General features: G+C 26.7%; 23 protein-coding genes and 4 pseudogenes. 19 read left to right on the top strand and 8 right to left on the bottom strand.

Annotated elements, in window-relative coordinates:
- The 3 genes and pseudogenes from SLY_RS05580 to SLY_RS05570 form a co-directional block, all read right to left on the bottom strand.
- Positions 1–201 (bottom strand): IS3 family transposase, encoded by a 201-nt coding sequence (locus SLY_RS05580; protein WP_015637706.1) that lies wholly within the window; start codon positions 199–201, stop codon positions 1–3.
- 137 nt (positions 202–338) lie between these two features.
- Positions 339–986, bottom strand: a complete 648-nt coding sequence (locus tag SLY_RS05575) for an IS3 family transposase (protein ID WP_015637705.1) — start codon at positions 984–986, stop codon at positions 339–341.
- Positions 987–1,034: pseudogene (locus SLY_RS05570) on the bottom strand (hypothetical protein); the annotation flags it as partial. It lies immediately after the preceding gene.
- A 161-nt stretch (positions 1,035–1,195) separates the two neighbouring features.
- Here SLY_RS05570 and SLY_RS04795 point away from each other — a divergent pair.
- The 13 genes and pseudogenes from SLY_RS04795 to plsY all read left to right on the top strand — a co-directional run bounded on the left by SLY_RS04795 (position 1,196) and on the right by plsY (position 16,164).
- Positions 1,196–1,489, top strand: coding sequence for a hypothetical protein (locus SLY_RS04795; RefSeq protein ID WP_015637704.1), 294 nt, complete (start codon positions 1,196–1,198; stop codon positions 1,487–1,489).
- 29 nt (positions 1,490–1,518) lie between these two features.
- Entirely contained in the window at positions 1,519–4,215 is a 2,697-nt protein-coding gene (locus SLY_RS04865) for a coiled-coil domain-containing protein (protein WP_015637703.1), read from the top strand.
- An 82-nt stretch (positions 4,216–4,297) separates the two neighbouring features.
- Positions 4,298–5,379 (top strand): annotated as a pseudogene (locus SLY_RS00600) (hypothetical protein).
- A gap of 30 nt (positions 5,380–5,409) precedes the next feature.
- Positions 5,410–5,712: an SVM family protein gene (locus SLY_RS00595; RefSeq protein ID WP_015637700.1), complete on the top strand. Its 303-nt coding sequence runs from the start codon at positions 5,410–5,412 to the stop codon at positions 5,710–5,712.
- Between the two features lie 136 nt (positions 5,713–5,848).
- Complete coding sequence (locus SLY_RS00590) at positions 5,849–6,436, top strand: helix-turn-helix domain-containing protein (protein WP_015637699.1); 588 nt, start codon at positions 5,849–5,851, stop codon at positions 6,434–6,436.
- A gap of 546 nt (positions 6,437–6,982) precedes the next feature.
- Positions 6,983–7,558 (top strand): phosphate propanoyltransferase, encoded by a 576-nt coding sequence (locus SLY_RS00585; protein WP_012358838.1) that lies wholly within the window; start codon positions 6,983–6,985, stop codon positions 7,556–7,558.
- Positions 7,559–8,013: 455 nt separating this feature from the next.
- Complete coding sequence (locus SLY_RS00580; protein ID WP_015637698.1) at positions 8,014–9,273, top strand: HD domain-containing protein; 1,260 nt, start codon at positions 8,014–8,016, stop codon at positions 9,271–9,273.
- A gap of 22 nt (positions 9,274–9,295) precedes the next feature.
- The gene (rsmA, locus tag SLY_RS00575; protein WP_015637697.1) at positions 9,296–10,150 is read left to right on the top strand and encodes a 16S rRNA (adenine(1518)-N(6)/adenine(1519)-N(6))-dimethyltransferase RsmA; all 855 of its coding nucleotides are present in this window, start codon (positions 9,296–9,298) and stop codon (positions 10,148–10,150) included.
- Positions 10,151–10,267: 117 nt separating this feature from the next.
- Positions 10,268–10,558, top strand: coding sequence for a septation regulator SpoVG (gene spoVG, locus SLY_RS00570; protein ID WP_015637696.1), 291 nt, complete (start codon positions 10,268–10,270; stop codon positions 10,556–10,558).
- A gap of 70 nt (positions 10,559–10,628) precedes the next feature.
- Positions 10,629–12,545: a heavy metal translocating P-type ATPase gene (locus SLY_RS00565; protein ID WP_148284432.1), complete on the top strand. Its 1,917-nt coding sequence runs from the start codon at positions 10,629–10,631 to the stop codon at positions 12,543–12,545.
- An 850-nt stretch (positions 12,546–13,395) separates the two neighbouring features.
- Positions 13,396–13,647, top strand: a complete 252-nt coding sequence (locus SLY_RS00560) for a hypothetical protein (protein WP_015637694.1) — start codon at positions 13,396–13,398, stop codon at positions 13,645–13,647.
- Positions 13,631–15,028: an ABC transporter permease subunit gene (locus SLY_RS00555; protein ID WP_081632667.1), complete on the top strand. Its 1,398-nt coding sequence runs from the start codon at positions 13,631–13,633 to the stop codon at positions 15,026–15,028. The genes SLY_RS00560 and SLY_RS00555 overlap by 17 nt, the downstream gene beginning before the upstream one ends.
- 458 nt (positions 15,029–15,486) lie before the next feature.
- On the top strand, positions 15,487–16,164 hold the full coding sequence (gene plsY / locus SLY_RS00550; protein ID WP_015637691.1) for a glycerol-3-phosphate 1-O-acyltransferase PlsY: 678 nt from the start codon (positions 15,487–15,489) through the stop codon (positions 16,162–16,164).
- Positions 16,165–16,696: 532 nt separating this feature from the next.
- Here the strand turns inward: plsY and SLY_RS00545 are convergent.
- The 5 genes and pseudogenes from SLY_RS00545 to SLY_RS00530 form a co-directional block, all read right to left on the bottom strand.
- Positions 16,697–17,614, bottom strand: a complete 918-nt coding sequence (locus SLY_RS00545) for an IS3 family transposase (protein ID WP_420893819.1) — start codon at positions 17,612–17,614, stop codon at positions 16,697–16,699.
- 69 nt (positions 17,615–17,683) lie between these two features.
- Positions 17,684–17,869: a helix-turn-helix domain-containing protein gene (locus SLY_RS05565; protein WP_015637689.1), complete on the bottom strand. Its 186-nt coding sequence runs from the start codon at positions 17,867–17,869 to the stop codon at positions 17,684–17,686.
- Positions 17,870–18,008: 139 nt separating this feature from the next.
- Positions 18,009–18,329, bottom strand: coding sequence for an SVM family protein (locus tag SLY_RS00540; protein WP_012358829.1), 321 nt, complete (start codon positions 18,327–18,329; stop codon positions 18,009–18,011).
- 30 nt (positions 18,330–18,359) lie between these two features.
- Positions 18,360–19,457, bottom strand: a pseudogene (locus tag SLY_RS05780) (hypothetical protein).
- A gap of 82 nt (positions 19,458–19,539) precedes the next feature.
- A pseudogene (locus SLY_RS00530) lies at positions 19,540–20,862 on the bottom strand (coiled-coil domain-containing protein); the annotation flags it as partial.
- A gap of 119 nt (positions 20,863–20,981) precedes the next feature.
- Between SLY_RS00530 and SLY_RS00525 the strand changes: the two are divergent.
- The 6 genes from SLY_RS00525 (at position 20,982) to SLY_RS00500 (ending at position 24,993) form a co-directional block, all read left to right on the top strand.
- Positions 20,982–21,620, top strand: coding sequence for a sigma-70 family RNA polymerase sigma factor (locus SLY_RS00525; protein ID WP_015637685.1), 639 nt, complete (start codon positions 20,982–20,984; stop codon positions 21,618–21,620).
- Between the two features lies 1 nt (position 21,621).
- Entirely contained in the window at positions 21,622–21,849 is a 228-nt protein-coding gene (locus SLY_RS00520; RefSeq protein WP_015637684.1) for a DUF2963 domain-containing protein, read from the top strand.
- Positions 21,850–21,924: 75 nt separating this feature from the next.
- The gene (gene dnaB / locus SLY_RS00515; protein WP_015637683.1) at positions 21,925–23,208 is read left to right on the top strand and encodes a replicative DNA helicase; all 1,284 of its coding nucleotides are present in this window, start codon (positions 21,925–21,927) and stop codon (positions 23,206–23,208) included.
- A 22-nt stretch (positions 23,209–23,230) separates the two neighbouring features.
- The gene (locus SLY_RS00510) at positions 23,231–23,863 is read left to right on the top strand and encodes a hypothetical protein (RefSeq protein ID WP_041784267.1); all 633 of its coding nucleotides are present in this window, start codon (positions 23,231–23,233) and stop codon (positions 23,861–23,863) included.
- Positions 23,853–24,500 carry a dTMP kinase gene (gene tmk / locus SLY_RS00505; RefSeq protein ID WP_015637681.1) on the top strand — a complete coding sequence of 216 codons (648 nt, stop codon included), beginning with the start codon at positions 23,853–23,855 and terminating at the stop codon, positions 24,498–24,500. Before SLY_RS00510 ends, tmk begins: the two co-directional genes overlap by 11 nt.
- Before the next feature lie 19 nt (positions 24,501–24,519).
- Positions 24,520–24,993: a Panacea domain-containing protein gene (locus SLY_RS00500; RefSeq protein ID WP_015637680.1), complete on the top strand. Its 474-nt coding sequence runs from the start codon at positions 24,520–24,522 to the stop codon at positions 24,991–24,993.
- Positions 24,994–24,995: the final 2 nt, after the last annotated feature.

Raw genomic sequence — 24,995 nt, 5'->3', positions numbered from 1 at the left:
CTATAGGGAAAGGTGCTTGAAATCCATTGGTGATAAATAATTTAGGACTTTCATTTTGCGATAAATATTATAATATTCAATGTAATCAGTAATAATTTCTATAATTTGAGGTTCGTCTAAATTTTGCATTTTTTCATAATGGATAGTTTCACGTTTCATGTTGGCCCAAAATGCCTCCATACATGCATTATCAGTTGGCATGGCTTTAGCTGAGAAACTAGTTATTAGATTATTTGCTTTTAACTCAGTTTGATATCTTTTAGAAGTATAAACACTTGCTCTATCACAATGAAGAATGCAAGGGTTTATTAATGTAGGAATAACTTTTAAAGTATTAATTACAAAATCAACATCAGCGATTTTAGAAATATTGTAACAAATAATTTTTGGTTATTTTTCCCAAAAGGTATATAAGTAATATCTGTACATAATTTTTCAAACGGTCTTGTGGCATGATAATTGTTTTGAATTAGGTTTTTTAAATTATTTTCTTTTTGAATAGCTAAATCATAATAATATTGAGGTTTTCGTTGTATTCTTTGTGATAATAACCCAAATTGATGCATCAGTTTTAAAACAGTTTTAGCGTTTATCTTAAATTTAAGGTCAATTAATTTTTGATGAACCACGCGATAACCAAGCCTTCTTTTTCTTTTGCCATCAGTTGTGATATATGAACCTTGTTTGCATATTTGAAACAAGGCTTTTTCCAATTCACTTTGAGGTCTAGGATGAAGACTTTGTTTAATCCATCTAAAATAACTAGTTTTTGAAATAGATAACCATTTAATCAATTGTTCTAATGAAGCTTCTTTTTGATATTTATTAATGATTTCTAAATATAATTTTCTATTTTTCTTGAAATTAGTTTTTAGTTGGTTTTTAATTGCGGTTTTAATTGGATTAATTTCTGAATCTTTAACTTTTCTTTTTCCTCTAATTGATTGTTCTAGCCTTTCCACCCCTTTTAATTCATACCACTTCACCCATTGATAAATCTGACTCCGATTTGTAATATTTAAGTTTTGTTGTATTTCTTTACATCTTTTGCCTTCCTGTTTCGCAAAAACAGCCTTTAATTTAAAGATGTTGGCAATTTATTCAAAATGCAGCTCATAATCTAGATGACAAAACCAAAAAAGCTTTAGAAAATGCAGGAATAGACCCTAAATATTCTGCTATTGCATCAAAAGTTTTGTGGCTTGTTGTTGGTTGTTTACTTGCGGCTGCATGTTGTTTAATCCCAGGAATTGGCACATTCTTAGGAGGAGCAGTTTTAATAAGTACTATCACTTATGTAGGAACTATTACACTTACCGAAAAAACCAACCAAGAACCACCAAAAAATACATCTCCACCACAACAAGTAGAAAACAAAGTAGATAATACAAACAAAAAAATTGAACCAGACAAATTAACTGAAAATAACAGAGATTCTGAAACCTTAGAAACTCAAAAAAAAAAAAAACAACCAAATCAACTGAATTAAATGATAAAACCCTAACTCCTCAACCAACTTTGAAACAACCAATTCATAAACAAAAAGAAATTAACAAAGAAGAGTATAATAAAAGTTTATTGAATCCAGACATGCAAAAACAAGTTGAGGAGTTATTGCACCATGAAAAAGCCAAAAACGAAGAATTGTTACAAGAAAGAAATTATTTTGAAGCCAATTTACAAGCGCATTATTTAGAAATGCTAAATATAAAAAATCAAAAAGATATTTTAGAAAAAGAACTAGAAGAACAAAAAAACTTATCAGATGCAGAAAAACAACAATTAACTAAGCAAATTGAGGACATAAATACTAATTTAACATCTAAAAACGAAGAATTAAATAACTTAAAGCAAAAATTAGAAGAAGCAGCAAAAAAACAAATTGAATTAAATGATTTTATCAATAAAGATAAGAAAAATTTAGAAGAAAAAACCAAGCAATTAGAAGAACAAAAAAACTTATCAGATGCAGAAAAACAACAATTAACTAAGCAAATTGCGGACATAAATACTAATTTAACATCTAAAAACGAAGAATTAAATAACTTAAATCAAAAATTAGAAGCAGCAGCAAAAAAACAAACTGAATTAAACAATTTTATCCAAACCCAAGAAAATAATTTAGAACAAATCAAAACTTCTAGCGAAGAAAAACAACAACAATTAAACAATAAAGTTAAAGATATTCAAACCAATTTAAATAGACAAGAAAAAATTACCGAAGACAAAAATAAAGAAATAGAACAAATACAAAGTCAAAAAATCCAACTAGAAAAACAATTAGCTTCAAATAAACAAGATTTAGACAAATTACAACAAAAAATATTTGATAAAGAAGTTGAATTGGAAGAAAAAGAAAGAAAATTAACTGAACAAAAAGATTTATCAGCAAATGAAGTCAAGCAATTAAATTCAGAAATCAATAACCTAAAAAACAACATCAATCAAGAAAAAGTTAATTTTGAAGTTCAATTATCACTTAAAGAAGGAGAAATCAAACAATTACAAGAAAACGAAAAAAACTTAAAACAACAATTATCAAAAACCCAAACAGAAACTATGAGCCTAAGAGAACAACATGTAAAAACTTTGGAAGAAATCCAAAAACAAATTACAAATTATAAAAACATGGTTTCTGAACTAGAAAATGAAACCCAAAAACTAAAAGAACAAATTGAAAAAAACAGTGAAAATGCTAAACAATTACAAAAAGAGTTAAAAGCTAAACAAGCAGAATTAGATGAAACTAACAAAAAAATAGGGGCTTTAACAGCTTACAAAAATAATTTAGAAAAAATGATAACATTTTTTGAAAGGGACACAAATATAACAAATTGGAAAGAGTCAAAAACCTTAACAGATTATAGTTCTGAAACTGATAGTAAAATAATAAAATTCCCTCCTTTTTGGTCCGATAAACCTTTCACATATAAAATTGTTCCAAAGATTGATTTTTATAAAACTGGATTCACCCAAAATGCAAGGGGTTATCAAGCATATCGTGGAGAAATAAATAAAAATACCATACAAGGAGAAAGTATAGAACTATCCCCAGGTAAATATTATTGCGAACCTTCTATTAATATGAGAAATATACCATATTCCACTAATGGAGCTGATTTAATTTTTAGCGAACCAACCTCACAGACCGAACCACCACAAAATTTAATCAAACTTGATGAAGCAAAAGAAAAATTAAAAAATATATCTCAAGAATTAGCAAATTATGAAACTAATTTAAAAAACGCTCAACTAGAATATAATCAATTATTAGAAAATCAAACCCCAGATGATAGTTTGCAACAAGAATTAAACAATAAAGAAAATCATATTAAAACTTTAAAAAACGAAATGCAACAATTAGAAATTAAAGAACAAGGTTTTAGAAGTGAAATTGATGCTTTAAAATTGGAAAATAAAAACTTAAAAGAAAAATATACTAATGATTTAACTAAAATCAAACAAGAACTTGATGTATCTAAAACCGAAAACAAGCAACAAGAAAAAGAGATGCAAGAGATACAAGCTGAATTGGTTAAAAATGGTAACGCTGATGATGCATTAGTTAAACAATTAAATCATAAAGAAGCTCAAATAAAAGAGTTAAAGGGTAAAATTAACGCCTTAGAAGCCAACGAAACTAAATTGCAAGAAACAATCAAACAAAAAGACGAAGAAATTAAACAATTGCAACAAAAAGTTCAAGAACAAGCAGAACAAATTATAAAATTAACTGCCGAAATTGAAAACAATATAGAAACTTTTAAGCAACAAGCAATGAAAATTCAACAACTAGAAGGGGCAATTGCAGGACTTGAAAGTGGAAGTGGTGCTTTGGGTAGTGATAATAAAGAATTATTACACGAAATCAATAAACTAAAAGCCCAATTAAAAGAAGAACAAGACGCGCACGTTGCAACAAAAGAAAGATTGGATGAAAAGATTGTTGAGTTAAATGAAGATAAGTTAAAATTAACCAATAATTCGAAACAATTAAAAGAAAAAGGAAAATCTTGGGAAATAGGTGTAAAAAACGTAGGTGCTGCGATTAACATAGGTGTTTGCACCAAAGCTGGTATGATGGCGGGAGCTACGTTGGGAAGTGCTGCGGGCCCTTTGGGTACGTTTTTAGGTGGACTTGCAGGTGGTGCAATTTCTGGTGCTGCAGCTGTTGCTAGTAAATGGGACACAGTTAAAAAATGGTTTAATTGGTAATGCAATTTTTTTTGCATTACCAGATTGGATTATGATACAATGATGATAAGTTATAAAAATAAAAAAGGAAGTTAATTATAGGATGGAGTTATTTAAAGTATTAGTTATTATAGGTATTTTAGGAGTTTTTTTTGGATTGGGTCCTTTATTGATTTGGGTTGTTCAAAAACACGTAAATAATAAATTAAATAATGTAGAAAATATTAAATTACAAATTGAAATTGAGACAATAACTAAACAAGAAAAATTAAACCAAAAAATATCTGAGTTAGTAAATAATAAAGCTTTATCAGTTCAAGAAAAAACTGAATTACAAGAAGAAATAAATACTATTCAAACTGAATTAAACCAAAAAAAGCAGAATTATCACATAATCAAATGTTGGCAGGACAATTAAAAGCTAAAAAATATAAAAAAAGAAATCCAATAAAAACTATAATTATATATTATGTTATTATAATAAGTATATTTGCTATTTTCGGTGGTTTTATATTTTTAGACAGTAAATACGATATAACAAACTCCAGGCCCAAAACCTATACTATTCCTAACCCAAAGATAGAAATTGAATCTGAATGGTTTGAAGGATACCATTCTAGGGATGATAACCACGAAGTTAAGAAATATTATAAAGCAGATGGTTATGATCCAAATGCAGAATTTGGGTCACCTAATGATTGGAAAGGTAGACCTTGTCAAAGTTATAGTCATGATGTTAATCACCTTGTTTTGGGTCACCAAATGATTAAAGTTAAATACACTTTCTACGGCCTCAACGGCCTTGGTAGCGGACAGCACCGTGAATACGAGCCAAATGATATAATGTCGTTTATGAAAAATCCTTTTGACAAATGGGAAGTAAAAGACAGCAGGATTGATTTTTTTGATACTTTCCATACGAAAAATAAAAATGATGATTCACAATTTGATAATATGTTTATCAATGATCCTTCCGATCACTACACAAAACTCAACTACAAAGGTCCGAAATGGTTAATTGAAGAAGATAAAGACTTTTTCATGGATGAAGTTAGTTGCCATATCATAGACCCTAAAGATTCCATATATCCCAAAGATGAAATGAAAAATTACTACCTTCACTTCAACCCAAAACAAAGATATATCACACTTTATAATAAGAAATTTAATACAAAAAATAATTAAAATAAATAAAAATAAGGAGTTTAGTAATTAATGTTTAAATTACAAAATCAATTAAAAATAATAAGTATTTGTTTATTAGCTGTTTTAGGAATGTTATTAATAATAAATAATAATCAAGTTATGGCGATGGAAAGCAATAACAAAAACCAACAAAAAAAAGAATACGAGGAATTTGATGAAGCAATTGATAACTTAAAGGAAGGTATTAAGTATTTTAATAAAAAAAGAATTCAAATTAATTTAAATAAAATTACTAAATTATTATCAAGAAATGAAAAAAGAAATAGTCCAACAGAAAGCTCATCAACAAATTCTAAAAAAATTAAAAAATAATTAATAAATATTTTAAAACAACAATAAAATCTTTTAAGAAGTTTTATTGTTGTTTTTTTCAATTATTGCAAAATAACTAAACAGTTTTTTTAACAATCAAGGCTTAAAAAAATAAAGTTATGTTAATAAAACAGAAATGAGCTTAGAAATGGAGAAAAAATTAAAATTATATTCTTTGGATGTTAAATTAAAGGCTGTTTTTGCAAAACAAGAAGGCAAAAGATGTAAAGAAATACAACAAAACTTAAAGATTAAAAATCGGAGTCAGATTTATCAATGGGTAGAGTGGTATGAATTAAAAGGGGCGGAAAGGCTAGAACAATCAATTAGAGGAAAAAGAAAGGTTTTTGAAAAAGGAATTAGTCCAATTAAAACAGCAATTAAAAACCAACTAAAAACTAGTTTCAAAAAAAATAGAAAATTATATTTAAAAATTATTAATAAATATCAAAAAGAAGTTTCGTTAGAACAATTGATTAAATGGTTATCTATTTCAAAAACTAGTTATTTTCGGTGGATTAAGCAAAGTCTTCATCCTAGACCTCAAAGTGAATTAGAAAAAGCGTTGTTTCAAATATGTCAACAAGGTTCATATATCACAACTGATGGCAAAAGAAAAAGAAGGCTTGGTTATCGCGTGGTTCATCAAAAATTAATTGACCTTAAATTAATGATATTGAAGGCATTAAAGGAAGTGGCCTGTAAACTATTATGTCATTATTAAATTTTTCATCTTTTCAAACTAACAAATCATGAAAAAACTTATAAAAACTTTTTAGTTTAATTAATATCTTTTATTGGTTTTAAAGAATATAAAATTACCTATTTAATCTTTAAAAAATAAAAAATGTCTTAAATGTTTCATCATTTCAGTTCAAAAAAAACGTAACTCCTCGTTTTTGTTTTGGAATTTCATTTATGGGCGACATTTTGTTTTTTTTCTAAAAACGTTTTTAGAAAAGATATAAAAGTCATTATTTTTTAGTTTTGTGTACAAAAAAAGACCAACTAAAAAGTCGGTCATAAATTTTTTTTAAAAAATAAAAAAGTGTCCTAATTATTTCAGCAGCCCAAACATTTTTAGAAAAGAATCAGAATATCTATTAGTTTTTGCGATAAAAAAAAGATTGACTTTTGAGTTAATCCTAATTTTTTTCCAAATCAAAAATTTTTCTTGTTTTTGCAAAAAACTCATTTTTTGCTTTTACAGAATTATTAATAAATGTTATAATAAAAACGTAATATATAAAAAAATAAATGGAGGAATAAAGTGTTTGTAATACCTGTAGGAATTTCTGGCAGACATGTTCATTTGTCGCAACAAACTTTAGATATTTTATTTGGAGTCAAAGATTATAAATTAACTTTCTTTAAACCTTTAAAGCAAACAGGGCAATTCGCAGCACAAGAAAAAATTGATATTTTAAGCCCAACGGGAAAAATACTTCCTCAAGTGCGTATTTTAGGGCCCGTGCGTTCTTCAGATCAAGTAGAAATTAGTCAAAGTGACGCTTTAAGGCATGGATTTATTGCTCCTGTGAGAGAATCAGGTGACCTTAAAGGAACAGGAAAAGCCACTTTAATAGGTCCCAAAGGTCAAGTAGATATTCAAGAAGGGGTAATTATTGCTAATAGACACATTCATTTTTCTACTCAAGATGCTCAAGTTTTTGGGGTGAAAGATAAACAAATGGTTGCTGTTAAAGTTGCAGGGACTAAACCAGGGACATTAGAGCAAGTTTTATGTCGCGTTCATCCTGATTTTGTTTTGGAATGTCATCTAGATACTGATGATGCTAGTGCCTTTTTGTTAAAAACAGGCGATCAAGTAACATTAATTAAATAAAATTATAAAAGAAGACAAAGAAAAAAAATTTGAAGACATTCATATTATGAATTTTTATGCCGCTAGTAAAATTATTTTTCGTCTCCAAAAAAACAAAAAAATAATCCCTTTGTTTGAAATCATATAATTTGAAATCAAATAAAAAGATAAGAATATAATAAACAGGTTGAAAAAAAATACATATCAAAATACCAACCTAAATAAACATACAAAAGACTGCTTTTGTAATTCCTAGAATATAATTGCTTTTCTTTTTGTTGATAAAACATTAACTTAACAAAAAAAATAAAAATATACTATTTGAAATCTAAAAGATTTTATATAAATGAAATAAGTTTTAGTCGTAATTATTTTTTATTTTGAAGTTTAATTTTTAATATATGGAGGCGAAAAATGGGTTCTGTTAAAAATTTTTGTTAATAATGATAAACGTCTTTTAGCTATCCCAAAGAATTATGCAAAACAAGCAACAAATCGATTTTAAATTTTCCAGATCTGAAGTTTTTCGTGATCCTATTTATGGTTATATTTATTTAGAATATCGAATAATTGAAGAATTAATCAATACTCCTTCTTTTCAAAGACTGCGAAGAATTAAACAATTAAGTGGTACTAATATTATTTTTCATAGTGCTGAACATTCTCGTTTTACCCACAGTTTAGGAGTTTATGAACTGGCGCGCCGTTTTTTAGAAATTAAAGACCTTGCTATTCATTTTTCGGAAAGAGAAAAATTAATTTTATTAGTGGCTGCTTTGTTGCATGATATAGGCCATGGTGCATATTCTCATCATTTTGAAAAAATATTTAATGTAAATCACGAGAAACAAAGTGCTCGTATTATTAAAGAAGATCCCGAAATTGTTTTTATATTAAACAAAATAGATTCTGATTTTAAAAATGATGTAGCTAGCGTGATTGAAAAAACCAACAAATACCCTTTGATAGAACAAATATTAAGTAGTCAAATTGACATTGATAGATTAGATTATTTAGAAAGAGATTCTTATTTTACGGGCGCTGTTTACGGTCATATTGACACCGAACGTTTAATGCGGAGTATGATTATTGAAAACAACCCCAAAACAAAATCAAAATGCATTGCTTTTCGGAAAAGCGGAGTTTTTGCTGTGGAAAATTATTTAATCAATCGTTATCATATGTTTTGGCAAGTTTATTATCATCCCAAAGTAAGGTCATATATCACCATTTTAGAAAAAATTTATAAACGTCTAGAGGATTTATTAAAAACGAATTTTCCTTTTGAATCTTATATTAATGTTTTGGCTCTTTTTCTTCAAGATAAAAAAAATTTAGAAAATTATTTAGCAATTGATGATTTTTATATTAATGGTTTGATTTTACAATTAAAATACAGCCAAGATCAAATTTTAAAAAATTTATGTCTTGATTTTTTGAATCGCTCTATTTGGCATATTTTGGATGTTAACGAAGAAAATGAAGAGAAAATAAAAGAAATTCAAGATAAATATCGTAATCAAAACGAAGCATATCTAGATTATTACACTTCATTTAATACGGTAGGAAAAAGAGCTTATTATGAAAATAACAAAGTTTTTGGAGAAAATATTTTAATTAAAACATCTCATCAACTCAAAAGCTTGAAAGAAGAATCATCTATTATTAAAAATTTGATTAGAAACGGTGTAAAAACAGATAATAAATTTTTTTACCGTCCTTTTGAAAAGAAATAATAAGAATGAGGCAGAGGCCTAAATGCAACATCAACCCAAAAAAAAATACGGTCAAAACTTTTTAAAAGATGTTAATTTATTAAAAAAAATAGTTTCTAAAGCTAATTTAAAAGGAAAAAACGTAATTGAAATTGGTCCCGGAAAAGGGTCTCTAACTAATCTTATTACAAAGGAAGCCAATTTACTTTTAGCTTATGAAATAGACCCCACTTTAAAACCTTTTTTAGTTTTTGATACAACTAAGATCAAAATTATTTATGATAATTTTTTAAAAAGAGATTTAGTTAAAGATTTTGATAATTATTTTTCTATCAATTGTCAATTGTCTTTGATTAGTAATTTGCCTTATTATATTACCACCCCCATTCTTTTTAAAATCATTCAAACCCCGCAAATCGTTGATGCAACTTTGATGATGCAAAAAGAAGTAGGAATGCGCTTAATGGCTCAACCTAATAGCAAAAACTATAATGCTTTATCAGTTATAACACAATATTTTTTTAATATCGAAAAAATTCAAGAAGTTAAAAGTCATATGTTTTTCCCCCAACCTAAAGTGGATAGCGTTGTTTTAAAATTAAGCAAACATAAAAGCGATTTTAATACCTTTTCTACTTCATCTCAAAAAAACTTTATTACGTTTGTGAAAGCTGCTTTTAAACAAAAAAGAAAAACTTTATTAAATAATTTATCGAGTGTATTTTTATTACCTAAAACAGAAATTATTCTTTTTTTTGAGCAAAACAAACTTTTGACAAAAATTAGAGCTGAAGAAATAACATTAAAAGAATTTCAAAAAATAAGTATTCAATGGTTTTTATTCCAAAATAAAACAAAAGAGAGTCAATTAAATAATTATATATTAAAAAAAGTTTAATAATTATTTATATTTTATGTTAAAATGACAAGTAGTTTAAAGTATTTTATAGCTATTAAATTATGAAAACAATTAAGAAAATTTCAGAAGATAAATCAAATTATGGAGGCTTAAAAGATGAAAGTTACTGATGTAAAAATTAGAAAAATTAACGGAGAAAGCAGATTAAGAGGAGTTGCATCAATTGCTTTTGATGATTGCTTTGTTGTTAATGATATTAGAATTATAGAAGGCGAAAAAGGTATTTTCATCGCTATGCCAAGCAGAAAAACTACTAAAGGCACTTTTAGAGATATTGCGCATCCCGTGAATACAGGAACTCGTCAAGTAATTGAAGAGAGTATTTTAACTAAATATCAAGATGTTTTAAATAATCCTGTTGAAGACAAACCAGAACAAGAGAATTAATTTTTTTTGATTAAAATTCTTATGAAAAAACAATAAAATTATAAATAATTAATTGAAAGGTGTTATAAATTTGAATGTCAATAACGAAAAAACAAATCAAAAACCCTTAATTTGTTTTTTTATAGGTATCTTTTTATATTTAATTTTTTTCCTTTGGCAACGTTTTAATTTTTCAACCCTACAACCTTTTTCTTTACCATTTGCACTTATTATTTTATTTTTGTTAGGTTATAGTGTTATTTCAGAAGGTTTTATAGATACTTGCAAAGAATCTAAAGCAAATAAAAAATTTACTCCTAATATCGACATTTTAATGTCTTTAGCAGCTTTAGGTTCTTTATTTTTAGCGAATCATAGTGAAGCTATTTTATTAATTTTAATTTTTTCTGGAGCATCTTTTTTAGAACAATACGTAGAAAACAAAAGTCAGAAAGAAATAAAAAACCTTTTAAAATTACACCCTTCAGAAGCACGCTTATTGCAAAAAGACGGCAGTACGCAAATTATTTCTTCTCAACATTTAAAAACTCAAGATTTACTTTTAATTTTGGAAGGCGATGCAATTCCTACAGATGGCGTGATTATTTCTGGTTATCCTTGTGTTGATGAATCTAATATTACAGGTGAGTCTATTCCTTGCGAAAAACAACCTGGGGATTTAGTTTATGGAAGCACTATTAATGTTAATAATACTTTCGTGATGCGTGTGACAACTACTAACGAAAAAACTGTTTTTGCTCAAATTGTGAAATTAGTTTCTCAAACCAAAAATAGTTTTTCTAAAACAGCTACTTTAATCAAAAAAATAGAACCTGTTTATGTCAAGGCTATTATGTTTATAGTGATTTTTGTTTTAACTATAGGGGGAATTATTAATTTCCTTGATGCAAGTAAGCTGGATTTTGGAAAATTATTTTCTAAAACGATGGTTTTTTTAACAGTTTCTTCCCCTTGTGCTTTAGCTGCTTCTGATATTCCTTCCACTTTGGCAGCAATCACTAATTTAGCTAAAAAAGGAGTTTTATTCAAAAACGTTAAATCTTTAGAGATTATGGCAGAAACCAAAGCTTTTGCATGTGATAAAACAGGGACTTTAACCGAAGGAAAACCAGAAGTTACGGATCTTTATGTAGACCCTCATATTTCTGAAGAAAAATACCAGCATTATTTAGAAATATTATTAGCCATGGAACAAAAATCTAACCATCCTTTTGCTGCAGCGATTAAAAATTATTTTAATATCCGCTCTCATTTAATGTTAGAAATCACTAATTTAGTGGGCGTTGGAATAGAAGCTTTTTATCAAAATGATTATTATCTTATTTCTAAAGCAATTGCCTTTCCTAAAGTATCTAAAGATTTGGAAATAAAAACAGAAAAATTTTTATCACAAGGAAAAACAGTTATTTATTTTAGTAGTAATAATCGCGTTCTTATTGCTTTGGCATTTTTAGATAAAGTAAGACTTCCAGCAACGAAATTGATAGATTATTTTAATAAGAAAAATATTAATACAGTAGTTATTTCAGGCGATAACGAACAAAGCGTTCTTTTTTTAAAAGAAGAATTGAATTTAAAGCAAGCTTGGGGTAATAATTTACCTATACAAAAAGTAAAAAAAATTCAGCAATTACAAAACAAATACGGAATAACAGTTATGGTAGGAGATGGCGTTAATGATGCTCCTGCTTTAAGAGTTGCTGATGTTGGTATTGCAATGCAAAATGGCACAGATGTTTCTATTGATGTTGCAGATGCTGTTTTAATGAAAAATGACTTATCTAAAATTATTTATACCCATAAAGTAGCTCTTAAATTAAATAAAATTATTCGACAAAATATTTTTTTTGCTATGAGTGTTGTTGTCGTTCTTAATTTAATAAACATGATAACTCAAATCCCTTTACCTTTGGCTGTTTTTTGCCACGAAGGAAGTACTTTATTAGTCATTTTGAATGCTTTAAGACTTTTAAAAAGCGAAAAATAGATATTTAAAAGAAAAAAAGAGACCTTAAAAAGTCTCTTTTTGTTTTAGTTGTTGTAGTTGGCGAATCTTTTTTTAACTTTTGGCATATAAATATATAAAAATTAATTTTTTTGAAATTAATAAATAGTAATAAAATCATTGACGATGATTATGCATCGCCAAAAAATCTTTTTTAAAAATAATTTCTTAAACGTTTGTTGTGTCTTTTTGGAAAAAAAATATTTGTCTTCATTTTTTTCTCTTTTATATGTTCCAATAATAAGGTTTTGAATCTTTTTTAACTGTTTTGTTAAAGAATAATTAAAAATATATAATTATATAACACAGAAAAGAAGAAAAAACAATACAAAAACAAAAAACTAAATTTTTTTAGTTGTTAAAATATTTACTTTATTTAATGTTTTTTATTTAATGTTTTGGCATTAATAAATTAATTGGCCGCTATTTGAAAAAAAGTATTTCTATTAAATTAGCTCCAAAGATATAAGTTTTAATTTGCATCAGATTTGTTGTTGTAAAAAAATCGTTTAAACAACACAAAACACGAAATAATTAATTAAATTAAAATTTCTAAATTAGTTGTTACGTTTTTGAAATCTTATTGCTAGAAAAAAACAAAAACTTTTTTTATTTTCCCATTCAGGAAAAAAATAAAAAGTGTCCTAAATGTTTCATCATCCCATAATGTTAAAAAAATACTTGATAAATAAAAATACTCAACTTTATTCAAACTTTTAATCTTTGTTTTACCAAATAATTAATAGATAAAGATAATAATTTAATAATTTTAAAAATCCCAATAATTAATAAAAACCCTAAACAAATATTTAAAATAACTGTTCTAATTTTATTGTTCTTATTAATGATTTATTTTCATTTTGATATTTTATTAACAAGCGATAAATCTGATGTTAATTCCAGTTCTTCCCTTGTTTTGGCAACGGTTGATTGCGCTCCTCCTTGTGCTTTTGTCGGCGTTGAGGGGGATAAAAACAGTTTTAAAACATTAAATGGAGAATATATTACAGGTTCTGATATTGCGTTAATACAAGCGATTGCTAATAAATTAGGCAAAAAATTTAAAAATAAAATCTTTTGGTAATTCTTTTGATGGAGCCGTTAACGCTTTAAAAACAGGGACGGCTGATCTTTTGATTGGTGCTTTAAACGCAAATGAACAAAGACAAAAAGAGCTTGGTGAAGTGATTCCATATTTTAAAGTTACTGCAAGCATTTTAATTAAAAAAGAAAATCTCAAAGATTATCAAAAATTAAAAGATGAAATCAATCCCCAAAAAATCCAAGAAATATCAGACAAAAAGAAAATAATTACTTTTCCAAGTTCTCTTTATGTTCAAAAATTAAAAGAATATTTCGAAAATAACCCAAAATTTCAAGTAGATGAAAATAATTTTAGAGATAATTTGCCTGCTGTATTAGATTTAATTAAAAAAGGCAACACTGATGCTTTTGTCAATGACACTCCTGTTATTCAAAATATTGTCAATAATTTTCCTAATGATTTTGCAAGTGTTGAATTAAATAATAATGTCTTTGGTGATTTAAAACCTTTTGGTCTTTTTGTTAATTCTTCCTACCCAAATAAAGCCAAAATTAAAGAAGCTTTATTAAAAGTTTTAGATTTAAATACAAAACCTTTAAAATCAGAAGATGAAATTGATGCCATATCAGATGCATATAAAGACATTTTTTTGAATAAAGCTATTAAAAATTATCAACAAATACAACAAAAACTAAAAAATCAAAAACCCTTTCCAGGATTTATCAAGTTAACTAAAAAAATATGGTCCACTTTGCCAACTTACAAAAAAGGTTTTATTACTTCTTTCATCATTTCCATAGATAGCGTTATTTTAGGTTTTCTTTTAGCTTTGATATTTGTCAAAACCAAGACATTAATTAAACACTATCAAAAAACAAACCAAAAAAATTTAATGCGTGTTTATCGAACTTTTTCTTTTTTCATTAACAAAACAATCAGTTTTTTAAATGCTATTCCTTTAACAATTCAAGCATTATTGGTTTTTAATCTTTTCAATTTATTTCAAATATTAAGAAATAATACAATGAACTTTTATGCCGCTTTGTTTGTTCTTGTTTTAAATACAGCCGCCAATTTAGTTAAAATTATGATGCATAATATTAAAATATTGTCTCAAGGACAAATTGAGGCAGGATACGCATTAGGAATGAGCCATAAACAAGTTTTTCACTATATTATTTTCGAACAAGGGATTAAAAGATCTTATCCTTCTGTGGGACAACAATTTATCAATAATATCAAAAATACATCTTTATTCCAAATTATTGGTTTATCAAGTCTTTTATTGCAAGCTCAAAGAAATACAACTCTAGATTTTGATTTATGGACTCCTTATATTATAGTTTGTGCCATTTATTTAATTATTGTTTTTATTACCAATTTTATTTTAGATAAAATCAAAAAAACAAAACAAAATTGAGTTTTAGAAGTAATTAATTCAAAGCTTTTTTAACGCTTGCAGTTTAGTTTTTGAAAATTTTTTTCATTGTTGCTTTTTTGAGACAACTTTTTTATTTTTTCTTGCAAACTTATTCTTTCAAACTTAAAAATATTGTGGTAATTACAATTTCTTCAAATTAAAAAAACTCTGCATTAAATTAAGTCATCTTAAAAACTTTTATAAGTCAAGGTTTTGCCATAATCAACATTAATTAAAGTATCATATTTTTTGTTAGGTCTAATTTAGGAATTTTTTTAGGTATCAATATTTTAAAAACCAGTTCTTCTTGCTTTTTTGTCATCAAACATTGGAACAGCCAGTTTGATTATAAATAAAAATCAATTATGTTTTGATTATGTTTTGTTTTCCAAAACTGATATGATAAAATGGTTGCGATTTTTTTAACTTACAAAATAAATAGATAAGGATTTTTTATAATGGTTTCAATATATTTTTTCTTTTTTTTTCTTTTGTTTTATGCTTTAGGATCTTTTCCAACTGGTTTAATAATTGGTAAATTAACTCAAAAAAAAGATTTACGTTTGGTGGGATCTCGTAATGTAGGAGCAACTAATGCTTCAAGAATTTTGGGATTTAAATGGGGAATTGTAGTTTTTTTATTTGATTTTGCTAAAGGACTTGTCCCTGCTATTATTTGTCTACGATTTAAAAACTTTAAGGATTTAATATTTATTAACGGTTGTGACAATCGTTATAAAGATATAGCTATTTGTCTTTTGGTGATTTTGCCTATTTTCGGTCATATGTTTTCTATCTTTAATAAATTTAAAGGCGGTAAAGCAATTGCAACTTCAGTTGGAGTTATTACTGCGATTAATCCTTTCATTGGTTTATTGGGGATTCTTTTTTTCGCTCTTCTTTTCATTTTTGTGGGTTATGCTTCTTTAGCCTCAATTATGGCAACTCTTTTGGTTGATTTATTGCTTTTTTTCATCAATCATCATCCTGGCATAACAAATATATCTCAAAATCAAATATTATACTTTTTTATTGGTTTATCAACTTGCTTTATTATTTTAAAACATCATTCCAATATCATCCGTCTTTGGCAAGGAAAAGAATATAAATTCTCTTTTATCAAAAAAAGAAAATAATAATTTTGGTAAGCTCCACAAAAATGGCACCATTTGAGAACAACATTTTTTTCCAAAAAAAATATGATTTTTTGAAAAACCAAATTGTTTATTAATTGCCTTTATTATAACATAATTAAAATTATTTGTCAAAATATAAAATATTAATTATTTTTAAATTTGTTGTTCTCAACCAGTACCACTTTTCTAATTGGTTTTTTGAAGAAAAAATTTTATATTTTATAAGTATAAAATATTATTGTTGTCAATACTAAAATATAAAAAAATAATTTTTTTTACACAATAATCTAAAAAGAATTGATTTAAAGAATTTTATTAATTATAAAAAATGAATATTCAAAATATTACCTCTTAAATGATTTTATATTTATGATTTGATTTTATCATTACCAATCACCCAAAAGTGTCATATAAGGGCAAAATTTTGAGTTTTAAGTGGTGATTGTGGTTTTTTAAAACACCTTTTTTTTGAGGTCTATAAAAAAACCTACACAAATTGCCCTCCGTTATGAAGGGCTTATAGTTTTAATTATTAATTAATATTTTTAGTTTTAAATTCTTTGGGTGATAAATAATTTAGGACTTTCATTTTGCGATACATATTATAATATTCAATGTAATCAACAATAATTTCTATAATTTGAAGTTCGTCTAAATTTTGCATTTTTTCATAATGGATAGTTTCACGTTTCATATTGGCCCAAAATGCCTCCATGCAAGCATTATCAGTTGGCATGGCTTTAGCTGAGAAACTAGTTATTAGATTATTAGCTTTTAACTCAGTTTGATATTTTTTAGAAGTATAAACACTTGCTCTATCACAATGAAGAATGCAAGGGATTATTAATGTAGGAATAACTTTTAAAGTATTAATTACAAAATCAACATCAGCAATTTTAGAAATGTTGTAACCAATAATTTCACGATTATACAAATCCATCATCGCTGAAACAAATAATTTTTGATTATTTTTTCCAAAAGGTATATAAGTAATGTCTGTACATAATTTTTCAAACGGTCTTGTGGCGTGATAATTGTTTTGAATTAGGTTTTTTAAATTATTTTCTTTTTGAATAGCTAAATCATAATAATATTGAGGTTTGAGGTGTATTCTTTGTGATAATAACCCAAATTGATGCATCAGTTTTAAAACAGTTTTAGCGTTTATCTTAAATTTAAGGTCAATTAATTTTTGATGAACCACGCGATAACCAATCCTTCTTTTTCTCTTGTCATCAGTTGTGATATACGAACCTTGTTGACATATTTGAAACAAGGTTTTTTCCAATTCACTTTGAGGTCTAGGATGAAGACTTTGTTTAATCCACCGAAAATAACTAGTTTTTGAAATAGATAACCATTTAATCAATTTTTCTAACGAAACTTCTTTTTGATATTTATTAATAATGTCTAAATATAATTTTCTATTTTTCTTCAAACTATTTTTGATTTGATTTTTAATTGCTGTTTTAATTGGATTAATCCCTTTTTCAACAACCTTTCCTTTTCCTCTAATTGATTATTCTAGCCTTTCTGCTCCTTTTAATTCATACCACTCTACCCATTGATAAATCTGACTCCGATTTGTAATATTTAAATTTTGTTGTATTTCTTTACATCTTTTGCCTTCTTGTTTCGCGAAAACAGCCTTTAATTTAACATCCAAAGAATATAATTTTAATTTTTTCTCCATTTCTAAGCTCATTTCTGTTTTATTAACATAACTTTATTTTTTTAAGCCTTGATTGTTAAAAAAACTGTTTAGTTATTTTGCAAAAATTGAAAAAACAACAATAAAATCTTTTAAGAAGTTTTATTGTTGTTTTAAAATATTAATTAAATTATTATTCTTCTGGGATAGTATTCAAATTTAATATTTTTTTTGTCTTTTGTTTTTTTGCTTGTTTATTTGTTTTTAAAAGTTTTTTTTCAGGCTCATTATCAATTAATATTTTTTTAAATTTTATTTTTTGGTTTTTATTTGTATATTTGTAATGTTCTGATATAAAATTTAATTTCTTTTTATTTTTTGAAAAATTAATTTCTTTTTCTTCTAAATTATTATTTTCCATCGCCATAACTTGATTATTATTTATTAATAACATTCCTAAAAAAGCTAATAAACAAATACTTATTATTTTTAATTGATTTTGTAATTTAAACATTAATTACTAAACTCCTTATTTTTATTTATTTTAATTATTTTTTGTATTAAATTTCTTAGTGTAAAGTGTGATATATCTTTGTTTTGGGTTGAAGTGAAGATAGTAGTTTTTCATTTCGGATTTTGGATCTATGGAATCTTTTGGATCTATGATATGACATTCCACTTCATCCATGAAAAAATCTTTATCTTCTTCAATTAACCATTTTGGGCCTTTGTATTCGAGTTCTGTGTAGTGGTTTGAACGGTTGTGGATAAAATTTATTCTACCGAAATATGAATCATCACCTTTATGTTTCATAATGAAAGTATCAAAAAAATCAATCCTGCTGTCTTTTACTTCCCATTTGTCAAAAGGATTTTTCATAAACGACATTATATCATTTGGCTCGTATTCACGGTGCTGTCCGCGACCAAGGACATTGAGACCGTAGAAAGTGTATTTAACTTTAATCATTTGGTGACCCAAAACAAGGTGATTAACATTATGACTATAACTTTGACAAGGAATACCTTTCCAATCATTAGGTGACCCAAATTCTGCATTGGGGTCATAACCATCTGCTTTATAATATTTCTTAATTTGATAGTTATCATCTCTAGAACGGTATCCTTCAAACCATTCAGATTCAATTTCTATTTTAGGTTCAGTAATAGTATAAGTTTTGGGTTTTGAATTTGTTATATCGTTGTTATATCGTATTTATTGTCTAAAAATATAAAACCACCGAAAATAGCAAATATACTTATTATAATAACAATAATATATAATTATTGGTTTTATTGGATTTCTTTTTTTATATTTTTTAGCTTTTAATTGTCCTGCCAACATTTGATTATGTGATAATTCTGCTTTTTTTTGGTTTAATTCAGTTTGAATAGTATTTTTTTCTTCTTGTAATTCAGTTTTTTCTTGAACTGATAAAGCTTTATTATTTACTAACTCAGATATTTTTTGGTTTAATTTTTCTTGTTTAGTTATTGTCTCAATTTCAATTTGTAATTTAATATTTTCTACATTATTTAATTTATTATTTACGTGTTTTTGAACAAACCAAATCAATAAAGGACCCAATCCAAAAAAAACTCCTAAAATACCTATAATAACTAATACTTTAAATAACTCCATCCTATAATTAACTTCCTTTTTTATTTTTATAACTTATCATCATTGTATCATAATCCAATCTGGTAATGCAAAAAAAATTGCATTACCAATTAAACCATTTTTTAACTGTGTCCCATTTACTAGCAACAGCTGCAGCACCAGAAATTGCACCACCTGCAACTCCACCTAAAACCGTACCCAAAGGGCCCGCAGCACTTCCCCAAGTAGCACCCATCATCACACCAGCTTTGGTGGAAATACCTATGTTAACCGCAGCACCTACGTTTTTTACACCTGTTTGCCAAGATTTTCCTTTTTCTTTTAATTGTTCCGAATCATTGGTTAATCTTAAGTTATCTTCATTTAACTTAACAATCTTTTTTTCCAATCTTTGTTTTGTTGCAATATGCGCAGCTTTTTCGGCGTCTAATTGAGTTTTTAGTTTATTGATTTCATGCAGCAACTCTTTATTATCACTACCCAAAAAACCACTTGCACCTTCAAGTCCTGCAATTGCACCTTCAAGTTGTTGAATTTTCATTGCTTGTTGCTTGAAAGTTTCTATATTGTTTTCAATTTCAGCAGTTAATTTTATAATTTGTTCTACTTGTTCTTGAACTCTTTGTTGTAATTGCTTAATTTCTTCGTCTTTTTGTTTGATTGTTTCTTGCAACTTAGTTTCGTTGGCTTCTAAGTTATTAATTTTACCCTTTAATTCTTTTATTTGAGCTTCTTTGTGATTTAATTGTTTAACTAATGCATCATCAGCGTTACCATTTTTAACCAATTCAGCTTGTATCTCTTGCATCTCTTTTTCTAGTTGCTTGTTTTCGGTTTTAGATACATCAAGTTCTTGTTTGATTTTAGTTAAATCATTAGTATATTTTTCTTTTAAGTTTTTATTTTCCAATTTTAAAGCATCAATTTCACTTCTAAAACCTTGTTCTTTAATTTCTAATTGTTGCATTTCGTTTTTTAAAGTTTTAATATGATTTTCTTTATTGTTTAATTCTTGTTGCAAACTATCATCTGGGGTTTGATTTTCTAATAATTGATTATATTCTAGTTGAGCGTTTTTTAAATTAGTTTCATAATTTGCTAATTCTTGAGATATATTTTTTAATTTTTCTTTTGCTTCATCAAGTTTGATTAAATTTTGTGGTGGTTCGGTCTGTGAGGTTGGTTCGCTAAAAATTAAATCAGCTCCATTAGTGGAATATGGTATATTTCTCATATTAATAGAAGGTTCGCAATAATATTTACCTGGGGATAGTTCTATACTTTCTCCTTGTATGGTATTTTTATTTATTTCTCCACGATATGCTTGATAACCCCTTGCATTTTGGGTGAATCCAGTTTTATAAAAATCAATCTTTGGAACAATTTTATATGTGAAAGGTTTATCTGAGGTGTTCCAAAACTTTGGACAACTTTTTACTTTTTAAAAATTCTTTAAGATTAACTTAATAGTTAGTCTTTTTTTCTTTTCAAGACTAAAAAAATAATTTCATATCTTTTCTAAAAATATTTTTAGGAAGGAATAAAATGTTAAGACAAAAATTATTTAAAGATTTTTTAAAAAATAAAAATAATTTAGAAAAAAGGAATAAATTAATTGAAATGCATTTTCCATTAGTAAAAAAAATAGCCAACCAATTTAAATACTTCCCTAAATCACTTCAAAGAGAAGATTTATTTCAAGAAGGCGTTTTAGGTTTAATCAATTCTCTCAAAGGGTATGAATTTCAAGAAGAAATTGACCAGTTTATTGGATACGCCATCGAACACATCAAATTTGCGATTCACGAACTTATCCGCAAGTGTCAATCAGCTTCAATGCCTCAAAAACACAAAAAAATAATAACTAAAATTGGTTTCGAAGAATGGGAAGAAGCAAAGCAACCCAGGTGGAGCACAATCCTCAACCCCCATCAACTATGGTTAAAACAAGCTAATCATGAATTATTCTTAAAAAAACTTAAAAATATTTTAAATCCCCAAGAATTTGAAATTATTAGATTAAGTTTTGGGATTCCTTTTGGAAATATTAATGAAGAGCACCAAATTGAGTATTCCAACAAAAATATAGGACAAATGTTAAATTTATCTTCAAGGCAAGTAGCAATTATCAAAAACAAAGCAATTGCTAAATTAAAAAAAATATATAAAAAAGGAAATAAATAATATGAATTGTAAAAAAAACACAACTACTTACTACAATATTGATGGTAAAACAATTTACGCCATTCACGAACATGATCCCGATACATTGAATTTTATTAAAACAACCTGGTTCCATAAAGATGGCAAAACAATTGACTTTATTACCGATTATGACCCCATAACAGAGGAACCAATCAAAGAAACCCATTACAACTCCGACGGAACAATTAAAGAAGAAAAAACTTTTTAATTAATATATAAACTAAACCCCTTTTTTTGAAGGGGTATTTTTTATACCCAAATCACAAAAAAAGGAGTTTGAAAGATGATTGAAGCCGAACGTGCATTATTGGGAGCACTATTGTTAAATCAAGAAAAAATGGATGCTGTTATAAATTTAGTTAACACAAACAATTTTTCCAACCCCAAGCATCGTTGTATCTTTGAGACAATGAAGCAATTAAAACTGCAAAATCGCGAAATTGATTATGTTACGGTGGGTTCCGTTTTAGATAACAATTTATACAAAATAGGAGGAATTGATTATTTAATTGAATTAGTGGAGGGGTCCCCTGCAAGTGAATATTTAGAAACATATATTGATTTAATCAAAGAAAATTCCCTTAAAAGAGATTTGTTAGGATTAATTAAGCAATTACCTACTGAATTATCTAAATCAAAAAATATCCATAATTATTTGCAAACAGTCAAAAACCAAGTAGAAGGTTTTATGCAAAAAACCAAATCTCCTTTTATTTCTACAAAAACATTAATTCCTGATATTCGCCAAAGTATAGTTAATGATGAAAAAGACAACCAATTTGTAGGAATAAAAACAGGCTTTAAAAATCTAGATGAATTAATTTCTGGTTTCAAACCTAACCAATTAATTATCTTAGGAGCAAGAACTGGGATGGGAAAAACTGCTTTTATGTTAAATTTGGCTTGTAATATTGCAAAAAACTTTACTACCAACCCTGAAAACCAAAAAGCAGTTATTTTTAGTTTAGAAATGGCAGCGGAAGAATTAGCAATTAGGTTGCTTTCTTCTGCTTCTCAAATCCCTTTAAAACAACTCCAACACAAAAACTTAACTAAAAATGAAAAATTACAGTTACTTATTGCTGAGGATGAAATAACGCAATTAAACATTTTAATTGATGATGATAGAAATAACAAAATTGAAGACATTGAAACCAAATGCCGTCAAATGAAATATACTAAAGGACTTGATATTGTTTTTATTGATTACCTCCATTTATTAAAAGACCCCCAAAGTTTTAATACATATCAAGCAATATCTGAGATTTCACGCAAATTAAAAAAACTAGCAAGTGAACTTAATATTCCAATTGTAGCTTTGAGTCAATTTAACCGTTCAACCTATGTAAGAGAAGTCAAAAGCCCACAATTAACAGATTTAAGAGATGCGGGATCAATTGAACAAGACGCTGATGTTGTGATGTTATTACACCGCGAAAGTTATTATCAAACACCTGATAACAACCCACATACGAATTTAATTATTGCCAAAAACCGTAGCGGTCCCAAAGGCGAATGTAGTTTTAATTTTTATCAACAAATCCAAAGATTTGAAGCAAAAGAATAAGAATAAAAAAGGAAATAAAAATATGAAACAAATATCTAATTTAGATTTTAATAATATTAACGTTTTTAATCATAAATCTTTGTGCGTTAACATCACCAAACAAATAGTTCAACCAATTTTTTTCAACAAAGTTTTTAATCAATATATGTTTGATTGCCATAATATACTCAATGAATATTTAACCAACAACCAATACAACTCTCAAAGCCAAAAATCAATTCGCGGAAAAATTAACGAATACTTAATTTTGCTTTATCTAAATCACAAAGGAATTAAATATTTATATCCTCAATCATATTTATTTTTCATCCCCGATATTAAATTTGATTTAGTATTGTTTACCAAAACTAAACGCATTATTGCTTTCAATTTCAAAACTTGCCTTCGTGAACGTTACAAACAATCAATAGTAGAAGGAGAACAAATTAAAAAACTAGACACTCGTTTTGGCTTCTATTTATTAACAAATGATGAATCCGAAACTCAAAGATTAAATAATAAAATTAAAAATGGTAAGGTACAATCAATTAACAAAGTAATCAATTTATTTTCTAATTCAGCTAATCTATTCTTACAAAACTTACTAACCAACCAATTCATTCCTTTTTCACCTATTAATTTAATTAAAAAGATGGTTCGCTCTAATGACAAATAAATTAATTAGTTTTGAAGGTGTTGACGGAAGCGGCAAAACTACTTTAATTAACGAATTAAAAGATTCTTTTGAAAATAAAGGCTATCAAATTAAATTTTTTCAAGGTTTAGGCAGTTCCATCGTTGGAAAAGAAATCAGAAATTTATTTTTACATCAATCCAAAATAAGCCCTAAAACTAAATATTTACTTAGCCTTGCCAACATGTTACAAACCCAAGATGAATTAATAATCCCTGCTTTATTGGGTGGTTATCTTGTTATAGTTGACCGTTGGTATGATTCTACTTTTGCTTATCAAAGCAAAGGTAATTACATAGATTATGATGACAAAATTACTTCAAAAATCATCAATCATTTCTTAATTAAACCTAAATTAACTTTTTACCTAGATATTGACCCTAAAATTGGGCTAAAACGAAAACAAACTCAATCAAATCATAAATTAGACCTCATTGAACAAAAACCCTTAAATTATTTTGAAAATGTCCGCAAACATTATTTAAACCAACATAAATACTGTAATGATGCAAATTGCAACCACAAAAATTGTAATCATTTTATGATTAACGCAACCAACTCGCAAAAAGAAAATTTAGCCCAAATAATGAAAATTTTAATCAACAAACAAATATTTTAATTAAAGGAGAAAAATAATTATGAAAAAAGAATCTATTAATGTCTTTGATGTTGCTCTTTATATTGTTAAAAATAATCCTCATTCAACTACTAAAATGAAACTAAATAAAATGATTTATTATGCTCATGCAAAACATCTAGTAAAAACAAAAAAACCTCTTGTAAAAGAACAAATCCAAGCTTGGATTCATGGTCCTGTCTTTCCTGAATTATGCAAGCAATTAAAAGATTTTACTTATCAACCAATAAATCCCGAAGTTTTAGCAATGGGAGATATAACTAAAATAAATGCAACTCAAAAACAAATCCTTGATTTTATGATTTTGTTATACGGCGATGCATCACCTAATGATTTATCTTCTCAAACTCACATGGAACACCCATGGATAAAAAGTTATTACAAAGATTATGATTCTGGTTGGTCTAAAAAGATTATTAAAAACAAAGACATTTTAGAATATTTCTCTGAAAACAATAAACATATAGGAGCATAAAT

The sequence above is a fragment of the Strawberry lethal yellows phytoplasma (CPA) str. NZSb11 genome (assembly GCF_000397185.1).
GTDB lineage: Bacteria > Bacillota_I > Bacilli_A > Acholeplasmatales > Acholeplasmataceae > Phytoplasma > Phytoplasma australiense.
The sequence above is the reverse complement of the archived record's forward strand: the minus strand, read 5'-3'. Positions and strand labels throughout refer to the sequence as shown.